This is a genomic window from Streptomyces sp. bgisy159 (assembly GCF_965341775.1).
Classification (GTDB): Bacteria; Actinomycetota; Actinomycetes; order Streptomycetales; family Streptomycetaceae; genus Streptomyces.
Genome location: NZ_CBDQZH010000015.1, coordinates 163,199 through 171,323 on the forward strand (window position 1 = coordinate 163,199; position 8,125 = coordinate 171,323).

The following is an 8,125-nucleotide window of genomic DNA, read 5'->3' on the forward strand; positions in this document are numbered from 1 at the left end:
TTGACCTGCATTCTCGACGGTAGGCAGTCACCGGGGGTGCGTCAACGATCGCCACACTCGGCACGCCGAGTGATAATCACCCAAGGAGTGGTTTCCCGTACCCCACCGCGGGGAAAGGCTAGCCGAATGCGTTGATCGGGGGCCGTAGGACGCTCTCATGCGCCGGTGGCAATTGCCGGGCCCGGCGGCACGAGCGGCACTCCCACACCGCACGGCCGCCTCGTAGGCGCCTACTGGTTGCTGGAACCGAAGTCCTCGGGCGAGATCTGGTCGAGGAACTCGCGGAACTTCTCCACCTCGTCCTCCTGCTCGTCGGGGATCGCGATACCCGCGTCGTCCAGCACCGTGTCGCTGCCGTAGATCGGCGTACCGGTGCGCAGGGCCAGCGCTATGGCATCGGAGGGACGGGCGCTGACCTCCACGCCGCTGGCGAAGACCAGCTCCGCGTAGAAGACACCTTCCCGCAGGTCCGTGATGCGCACTTCGGTGAGCTCCTGGCCGACGGCCTCCAGCACGTCCTTGAAAAGGTCGTGCGTCAGCGGCCGGGCGGGGGCCATGCCCTGCTGGGCGAAGGCGATCGCCGTCGCCTCCCCCGGCCCGATCCAGATGGGGAGGTAGCGGTCGCCTCCCACTTCACGCAGGAGCACGATCGGTTGGTTGGAGGGCATCTCGACCCGGACACCTACGACATCGAGCTCGTTCACACAGCAACCCTAGGCCGTGTCCGAGACGTTTGGGTAGTCGGGCCGGGAACGCGCGCCCGATCCGCCGAGGGCGAACGCCTCAGGGCAGCCGCACTCCGAGCGCGGTCTGCACCAGCGCCGCGTGCAGTCTGACGGTGAGCCCCGCCAGCTCCTTGGCGCGGGCTTCCGCATGGGCCCTGGTCTGCGGATTGCGGTGCCGCTTGAGCGGGGCCACCACCTGGTCCACCAGACCGGCCTCCCGGTCCGCCGCCGCCTTCATCACCCGTAGGTGCCTCGGCTCGATGCCGAACCGTCCCAGCTCGGCGACCAGCGCGGCCACGGTGGCCGCCTCCGCGTCGTAGACCCCGTCCTCCAGGGGCACGACCAGCCCGTAGGCCTCCCACTCCGCCAGTTCCCGCTCACCGATCCCGGCGGCCGCCAGCAGCTCCTCCCGGCCGATCCGGGCGGCCGTGGGCCCGTCCCCCTGCTCCACGAGTGTCTCTCCGTCCCGCTGCCCGCCCAGCGAGGGCAGTGGTACGGACTCGCCGCGCTCCATCGCGTCCAGGTGCTCCCGGATCACCTTCAACGGCAGGTAGTGGTCCCGCTGCATCCGCAGTACGTATCCCAGGCGTTCGACGTCCTCCGCGCTGAACTTCCGGTACCCCGAGGGGGTGCGCTGCGGCTCGACGAGCCCCTCCGACTCCAGGAAGCGGATCTTGGAGATGGTGATGTCCGGGAACTCGTCGCGCAGCAGGTTGAGCACCGTGCCGATGCTCATCGGGCCGCCGTCCGCGGCGGCGGTGCCGTGGCCGGCACCGCCCCTCGGTGTTCGAAGCATGGACCTTCCCTGGGTTTCCCCCGGACAGTGTCCGGGGGAGGTCAGTAGCCCCGCTGGCTCGCGTAGAAGACCAGCCGGTACTTGCCGATCTGGACCTCGTCACCGTTCGACAGAGCGACCTGGTCGATGCGTTCGCGATTGACGTAGGTGCCGTTGAGACTGCCGACGTCGGCCACCGTGAACGAGCCGTCCGGGCCGCGCCGGAACTCCACATGGCGGCGCGAGACGGTCACGTCGTCCAGGAAGATGTCGCTCTGCGGATGACGGCCGGCCGTGGTCAGGTCGCCGTCCAGGAGGAAGCGGCTGCCGGAGTTCGGTCCCCGGCGCACCACCAGCAGCGCGGAGCCGAGCGGCAGCGCGTCGACCGCGGCCTGCGCCTCGGGCGAGAGAGCCGGCAACTGCGTCTGGCCGGTGGTCTCGGAGTCGTACGCCTCAAGACCGGAGATGGAGATGGTGGAGGTCGTCTCCGACGCACGCTCGGGCGTGAGGCCCGGACGCAGCGGAGCACCGCAGTTGGAGCAGAAACGGCTGCTTTCCGCGTTGCGGTTACCGCACCTCGAACACACAAGGGCCGACATAGGGGAAAACCCTCCACCCGTACTTGAGGTTGACGGTTGTCCGAAACCTATGCCGCCGGACTGGGCAGGGTCAACAGACGGCGCGCCCTGACCTCCGGAAGTGTCGCCGCCCGGACCGGGCACCTGGTCCCGGAACAGCGGCCGCTGACCCTCCGCGTCAGGCTGCGCGCGATGACGCGCGGTCGCGTTCTCGCCACCCTCTCGCGCGCTCTTGCCGAACAACTTCGCAAACAACTTCACGGGCGATTCCCCTTGACCGAAACAGACCCGCCCGTGGGGCAGGACGAACCCTGAACGAATACACCGGCCGACCCGGACACCTGCACAACGTCCGTATCCACCAGACAGTTTCCACCACGCACCCCCAGATCGGTGCGCCGACCCCCCGCAACCTCATGCCCCTGCCGGACGGCCCCCATGCACCCCCGCTTCACCGGGAGGACGACCGAGCGTAGTCAGGCTGCTCCGCCGCCCGCAAGGCGTCCACAACGATCTTGGTCGACCGCTCCACGGTAACGATGGCCTGCTCCTTCTCAAGAGTCTGCACCACGCCTCCAGGGATGTTGAGCGCCGGTTCGAGGTCCTGCGGCTTGCCGATGACCTTGAAACGATAAGGGGAGGTGATCTTGTTCCCGTCGACGCTCACGCTCTTGCCGGACTCCGACAGATACGTGTCGGCGACGACGCGCACGCCGTTCACCTGGATCGCCTCCGCGCCGGCGGCGCGCAGTTCCTGGATCGCGTCGAGCAGCATGTCCGCCTCGACCGTCCCCTTCGTGTCCTCGATGGTCATGGTGATGCCGGGACCCTGAGCCGCCACCGTGCCCGCCAGAATGCCGAGTTGGCGTTCCCTCTCGGCCGTCTGCCTGCGCGCCTCCTCGGCCTGGTCGGAACTGTTCTCCAACTCCCGACGCTGCTGCTCGAGTCCCTGCTTCTCGTCCTCAAGACGCTGACTGCGGTCATCGAGTTCATCGAGGATGCGAACGAGATCCTCCTGACGTGCCCCGCGCAGCGCGTTGTCGGTGTCACTGTTCGAGGCGACCTGTACCGCCAGGCCGAATCCCAGCCCGAACAACAGCACCGCGACGATCAGTTGGGCGCGGCTGACCCGCGGCGGCCACAGTCCCTTCACCAGCCGCTGGCGCCCGGTCAGCTCCGGCTCGCCGCTCTCCACGCGCGCGTGCGGCTCGTCCGGGGGTGCCGGCACCTCCGCGGGCAGTTCCCTGCGCAGCGGGTGCGGGGGCGCCTCGTCCCGGCCTTCCTGCTCGTTGCCGTCCTGGTTGCCGTCGTGGTTGTGCATCGGCCTCACGCCCGGAACACATGCCGGCGGATCGCCGCGGCATTGGAGAAGATACGGATGCCCAGGACGACTACCACGCCCGTGGACAGCTGCGCCCCCACGCCCAGCTTGTCTCCCAGGAAGACGATCAGGGCGGCCACCACCACGTTCGACAGGAACGACACGACGAAGACCTTGTCGTCGAAGATGCCGTCGAGCATGGCGCGCAGCCCGCCGAAGACGGCGTCCAGGGCCGCCACGACGGCGATCGGCAGATAGGGCTCGACGACCGCCGGCACCTCGGGCCGGACCAACAGCCCGGCCACCACTCCCACGATGAGGCCCAGTACGGCGATCACGATGTGCCCTTCTCCGTCCCACTTGTCGGCTGTGCTGTTCGTACGATCACACTCGGCGCCGCGGGCAGCCGGAGGTCGTCCTCCACGGAGATCGCGGTGCGGATGCCGAAGTTCTCCTGCAGGGCGTCCAGATACAGCCCGTCGGCACTGTTCTGGAACCGGGTCCTCAACCGGTCCCCGTCCCCCACCGCCAGCACCGTGTACGGCGGCACGAGCGGTTTGTTGTCGACCAGTATGGCGTCACCCGCAGCCCTGATCGCCGACAGCGCGGTCAGTCGCTGCCCGTTGATGGAAATGGCCTCGGCACCCGACTCCCACAGCCCGTTCACCACGCGTTGCATGTCACGGTCACGCACCCGCCCGGTGTCCGAGAACCCGGCCGAGTCACGAGGGTCGCCGCCGCCGGAGGTACCGGCCTCCTCGGCGTCGTCCACGACCAACTTCACGCCCGGCCCGTGCACCGGCACCGCTCCCGACAGGACGCCCACCAGCGACGCGCGGTCACCGCCGCCGCTGTCCTTGAGCGCCTCGCGCTGCCGCGCGCCGACGTCGGCGCGCAGCTCGTCCACGGACTTCTCCAGGTCGTCGACCGCGTCCGTCTCACGGTCGATGCGGTCGATCAGCTCCTCGCGCTCCTTGGCGACCACCGGGGCCGCCACGCGCGCCTGGGCCGCGCCCACGGTCACGACGAGGGCCGCCAGCACCAGTCCCGCAGCGAGCCCCAGCTTGGCCCGCAGCGTCTTGGGCAGACCGCCCTCGCCGTTCTTCCGGGCGGCGGCCTCGGCATAGCCGTCGTCGAGGCTGTGGTCCATGACGTTGGTGAGCAGCGACATGGACGCGTCCGGGCGCGGGGGACGCGCGGGTGTGCTCCGAACGGGGGGCGGCTGCGGCATGCCGCACATCGTCGCACGTTACGTCCGCTACCTCCGAACGGCCCCACCGATGTGCCGGACAGGCCCCCGGGGGGACACCTGTCCGGCACGCGCGCGTGCTACGCCGCTCAGCGCCCGGCGCTGTCCACGATGGCGGACCACTCGTCGAGCAGGGCCTGCGCGGACGCGTCGTCCGGCCCCTCGGCCCACAGATGCGTGACCGCCTCGGCCGGGTCGGGCAGCACCATCACCCACCGGCCGTCGGTCTCGACCACCCGCACGCCGTCGGTGGTGTCCACGAACCGGTCTCCGGCCGCCTCGACGACCCGCCGCATCACCAGGCCCTTGACGGCCCACGGGGTCGCCAGATCACGCTTGAGGACGTGCGCACGCGGGATCCGCGCGTCGATCTGGCTCAGCGTGAGCTGTGTCCGCGCCACCAGGCCGATCAACCGCACGAACGCCGCCGTCCCGTCGAACACGCTGCTGAAGTCCGGGACGATGAAGCCGCCCTTGCCGTCGCCGCCGAAGATCGTCGACTCGTCACGCCCCACACGGGTCAGGTCGTCGGGCGACGTCGTCGTCCACTCCACCTGGGTCCCGTGGTACGCCGCGACCTGCTCCGCGATCCGGGTGGTAGTCACCGGCAGGGCCACGCGCCCGCTGCGCCGCTCGGCGGCCACCAGGTCGAGCATCACCAGCAGTGCCCGGTCGTCCTCGATGATCCGGCCCTTCTCGTCCACCAGGGAGAGCCGTTCGCCGACGGGGTCGAACCGCACACCGAAAGCGGCCCGCGACGACGCCACTATCTCCCCGAGCCGCACCAGACCCCGGCGCCGCATATCGGCCGTCTCGGTCGGCCGGGACTCGTCCAGACCCGGGTTGATGGTCAGCGAGTCCACGCCGAGCTTGCCCAGCAGGCTCGGCAGTACGAGTCCGGCACTGCCGTTCGACGCGTCCACCACGACCTTCAGCCCGGATTCGGCGATCCCCGCGATGTCGACGTTCCGCAGCAGGGACCCGGTGTACGAGTCGAAGACGCTGGCCGGGAAGTGCAGGTCGCCGATCTCCCCGGGGAACGCACGCCGGTACTCCTGCCGCGCGAACACCCGGTCCAGCTTGCGCTGGCTGGCCTGCGACAGGTCGGCGCCCTGACCGTCGAAGAACATGATGTCGACGGAGTCCGGTACTCCGGGCGAGGTCCGGATCATGATGCCGCCGGCGCTCCCCCGCGCGGTCTGCTGCCGCGCCACGGGCAGGGGTACGTTCTCCAGGTCCCGTACGTCGATGGCGCTGGCCTGCAGCGCGGAGATCACCGCCCGCTTCAGCGCACGGGCACCGCGGGAGTGGTCGCGGGCCGTGGTGACCGTCGACCCCTTCTTCAAGGTGGTCGCGTAGGCGCCGGCGAGCCGGACGGCCAGCTCGGGCGTGATCTCGACGTTGAGGATCCCGGACACCCCGCGGGCGCCGAAGAGATGCGCCTGTCCTCGGGATTCCCAGATCACCGAGTTGTTGACGAACGCACCCGCCTCGATGGTCTTGAAGGGGTACACCCGCACATTGCCCTGAACGATCGATTCCTCGCCGATCAGGCATTCGTCACCGATGACGGCGCCGTCCTCGATCCGGGCCGCCCGCATGATGTCGGTGTTCTTGCCGACGACGCACCCGCGCAGATTGCTGTGGGGCCCGACATAGACGTTGTCGTGGACGACGGCCTTGTGCAGGAAGGCACCGCTCTTGACGACGACGTTCGAGCCGACGACGGTGTGCTCGCGGATTTCCGCGCCGGCCTCCACCTTGGCGTAGTCGCCGATGTAGAGGGGCCCCCGCAGAACGGCGTCGGGATGCACTTCGGCGCCCTCGGCGACCCACACCCCGGGGGAGATCTCGAAGCCGTCGATGTCGACGTCGACCTTGCCCTCCAGGACGTCGGCCTGCGCCTTCACGTAGCTCTCGTGAGTGCCGACGTCCTCCCAGTAGCCCTCGGCGACAAAGCCGTAGATCGGCTTGCCTTCCTTCATGAGCTGCGGGAAGACGTCTCCGGACCAGTCGACGGGTACGTCCGCCTCGACGTAGTCGAACACTTCGGGCTCCATGACGTAGATGCCCGTGTTGACGGTGTCCGAGAAGACCTGTCCCCAGGTCGGCTTCTCCAGGAAACGCTCGACCCGGCCCTCGTCGTCGACGATGGTGATCCCGAACTCCAGCGGATTGGGCACACGGGTCAGACAGACCGTGACCAGCGCGCCCTTTTCCTTGTGGAAGTTGATCAGCTCGGTGAGGTCGAAGTCGGTGAGTGCATCGCCGGAAATCACCAGGAAGGCGTCGTCCTTCAACGCCTCCTCGGCGTTCTTGACACTTCCGGCGGTACCGAGTGGCTTCTCCTCGTTGGCATACGTGAGCTCCATTCCGAGCTCTTCGCCGTCACCGAAGTAGTTCTTGACCAGTGACGCCAGGAACTGCACGGTTACGACGGTCTCGTTGAGGCCATGCCTCTTGAGCAGCCGCAGAACGTGCTCCATGATCGGCCGGTTGGCGACCGGCAGGAGCGGCTTGGGCATGCTTGAGGTCATGGGGCGCAGGCGCGTGCCTTCGCCACCGGCCATCACGACGGCCTTCATGTCGGAAGCGTCCTCCTTGAAGAGACGACGGTCTAGCCGACTTCACCCGTCAGATTGTCCCGCACTTTTCTCCGGCGGGCCATCGAGCCACTGCTGCCGTCATCGTCGACGGGCTCAGTCGGCCATGGCGTCCGCACGGACCAAGCGGCGGACCTGTACCACGTAGAGGACTCCTGCCCACCAGTACAGGGTTGTACCCCACCCTGCGAACGCCCAGCCGAAAACAGCAGCGACTGACGAGATCCACCCGTGCCCGTCGCTCAGGAGAAGGAGCGGGAAGGCGTACATCAGGTTGAACGTGGCGGCCTTCCCGAGGAAGTTCACCTGCGGCGGCGGATAGCCGTGCCGCCGGAGGATGCCCACCATGACCAGCAGAACCAGCTCGCGCGCCAACAGTACGGCGGTCAGCCAGAGCGGAAGAATCTCCCGCCAGGTCAGACCGACGAGAGTCGACAGAATGTAGAGCCGGTCGGCCGCGGGGTCGAGGAGCCGGCCCAGGCTGCTGACCTGGTTCCAGCGTCGCGCGAGCTTGCCGTCCAGATAGTCGCTGATCCCGCTCAGAGCCAGCACCAGCAGGGCCCATCCGTCGCTGTTGGGCCCTCCGAACTCGGGCCTGAGGATGAGCCACAGAAAGAGGGGCACGCCGACGAGACGCGCCATGCTGAGGATGTTCGGGATCGTGAGGACCCGGTCTGTCTGGACGCGGGTCTCCTGGACCTCCACCCGGGGGCCTCCAGTAGGAAAACGAACCAACGATGCCCCCTGACCCTACCTCAACGCAAAAAAGCTCCGGCTCCTGGGCTGTGTGCCCAGGAGCCGGAGCTGTAAAAGGAGTTCGGCGGCGTCCTACTCTCCCACAGGGTCCCCCCTGCAGTACCATCGGCGCTGTGAG

8 protein-coding genes are annotated in these 8,125 nt (G+C 68.4%); all 8 read right to left on the reverse strand.

Annotated elements, in window-relative coordinates; all coding sequences use genetic code 11:
• Window positions 1-230: 230 nt before the first annotated feature.
• Window positions 231-704: a bifunctional nuclease family protein gene (locus ACSLTV_RS17515; protein ID WP_030833746.1), complete on the reverse strand. Its 474-nt coding sequence runs from the start codon at window positions 702-704 to the stop codon at window positions 231-233.
• A gap of 79 nt (window positions 705-783) precedes the next feature.
• A complete protein-coding gene (gene ftsR / locus ACSLTV_RS17520; protein ID WP_432139020.1) occupies window positions 784-1,521 on the reverse strand; it encodes a transcriptional regulator FtsR in 738 nt (245 codons plus the stop codon).
• A 41-nt stretch (window positions 1,522-1,562) separates the two neighbouring features.
• Window positions 1,563-2,447 (reverse strand): FHA domain-containing protein, encoded by an 885-nt coding sequence (locus tag ACSLTV_RS17525; RefSeq protein WP_432139028.1) that lies wholly within the window; start codon window positions 2,445-2,447, stop codon window positions 1,563-1,565.
• Window positions 2,448-2,529: 82 nt separating this feature from the next.
• Complete coding sequence (locus ACSLTV_RS17530) at window positions 2,530-3,399, reverse strand: DUF881 domain-containing protein (protein WP_432139021.1); 870 nt, start codon at window positions 3,397-3,399, stop codon at window positions 2,530-2,532.
• A 5-nt stretch (window positions 3,400-3,404) separates the two neighbouring features.
• The gene (locus tag ACSLTV_RS17535) at window positions 3,405-3,737 is read right to left on the reverse strand and encodes a small basic family protein (protein ID WP_006134295.1); all 333 of its coding nucleotides are present in this window, start codon (window positions 3,735-3,737) and stop codon (window positions 3,405-3,407) included.
• Window positions 3,734-4,639, reverse strand: coding sequence for a DUF881 domain-containing protein (locus tag ACSLTV_RS17540; RefSeq protein ID WP_432139022.1), 906 nt, complete (start codon window positions 4,637-4,639; stop codon window positions 3,734-3,736). Before ACSLTV_RS17540 ends, ACSLTV_RS17535 begins: the two co-directional genes overlap by 4 nt.
• A 98-nt stretch (window positions 4,640-4,737) precedes the next feature.
• The gene (locus ACSLTV_RS17545; protein ID WP_432139023.1) at window positions 4,738-7,233 is read right to left on the reverse strand and encodes a sugar phosphate nucleotidyltransferase; all 2,496 of its coding nucleotides are present in this window, start codon (window positions 7,231-7,233) and stop codon (window positions 4,738-4,740) included.
• A 114-nt stretch (window positions 7,234-7,347) separates the two neighbouring features.
• The gene (locus ACSLTV_RS17550) at window positions 7,348-7,956 is read right to left on the reverse strand and encodes a CDP-alcohol phosphatidyltransferase family protein (protein ID WP_432139024.1); all 609 of its coding nucleotides are present in this window, start codon (window positions 7,954-7,956) and stop codon (window positions 7,348-7,350) included.
• Window positions 7,957-8,125 lie beyond the last annotated feature (169 nt).